Here is a 1,172-nt window from a genome sequence, read left to right as displayed (position 1 = left end):
GATGCGGCAGGCAACGAGAGCACAGCAAACAGCAGTGGTAATGTGGATACTATTACGCCAATCGTCACCGTTGATGCACTGGGCTTGGGTAACGACAGCACCCCAGTGATTAGTGGTACTTCAACAGAGCCTGAAGGCACCGTTGTAAACATTGTTATTACTGACAGCAACGGTGATGAACACCCAATCACCGCTACTGTGGATGCAAACGGTGACTGGCAAGCAACCAGCCCTGAATTACCAGATGGAAGCTACACCGTGCAAGCCAGTATCACCGATGATGCAGGCAACACCGGTGGTGCAACACAAACAGGCAACTTAGATACCTTAGCGCCAACACTGACGTTAGACACAGTCGGCGCAACCAACGACAGCACGCCAACAATCAGCGGGACATCGAACGCGCCAGTAGGCACGGTTATAACGATTAACGTCACGGATGCAGATAATACAGAAACGTTTACTGCAACAGTACAAGCCGATGGCAGCTGGTCAGCCGATGTACCGAACGCGTTAACTGATGGTCCACTTACTATTGAAGCAAGCGTTAGTGATAACGCCGGTAATACCACTACATTAAGTGAAACCGCAACACTCAACACCACGGCCCCAAGCATCAGTATTAATACACTGGTTGACACCAACGACACCACCCCAACCATTAATGGTACAAGCGATGCGGCAGATAACACCACCATTAGCTTAACGTTTGAAGACAGTGCAGGGAATATTACGACTGTTGATACGACCGTAACGGGTGGAGTATGGAGTGTCGATGCACCAACTGACTTAGCCGAAGGCGAATATACTGTCACCGCACAGGTAGATGATGGTCTAGGTAATATCGGCAGCGCCACCGAGACAGGTCAGATAGACCTTACTGGTCCGAGCCTTGTTATTACCGACAACGGTGTAAGCAACGACACCACGCCAACGATTGCAGGTACCAGCGATGCACCGCAAGGCAGTGAAGTAACCATTGTTGTCACCGACAGCAGCGGCGCAGCGCAAACAATGAGCGCCACCGTACTAGCCAATGGTACGTGGTCAATCCCTGTACCGGTAGCCATTGCAGAAGGTGGATACACCATCAGCGCAAGCGTGAGCGATGCAGCAGGCAATGACACCACCGCTACTGGCACTGGTGAAGTAGACACGACTGCACCAACACT

Annotated in this window: 1 protein-coding gene; it reads left to right on the top strand. The window is 51.5% G+C overall.

The window, feature by feature from the left end; translation table 11 throughout:
* On the top strand, positions 1-1,172 hold a 1,172-nt coding region (locus H5117_RS20370; protein ID WP_182739019.1), incomplete at both ends, for an Ig-like domain-containing protein.

It is taken from the genome of Pseudoalteromonas sp. SG45-1 (assembly GCF_014164135.1).
Taxonomy (GTDB): Bacteria; Pseudomonadota; Gammaproteobacteria; order Enterobacterales; family Alteromonadaceae; genus Pseudoalteromonas; species Pseudoalteromonas distincta.
This window is presented reverse-complemented; position numbering and strand designations above follow the sequence as displayed.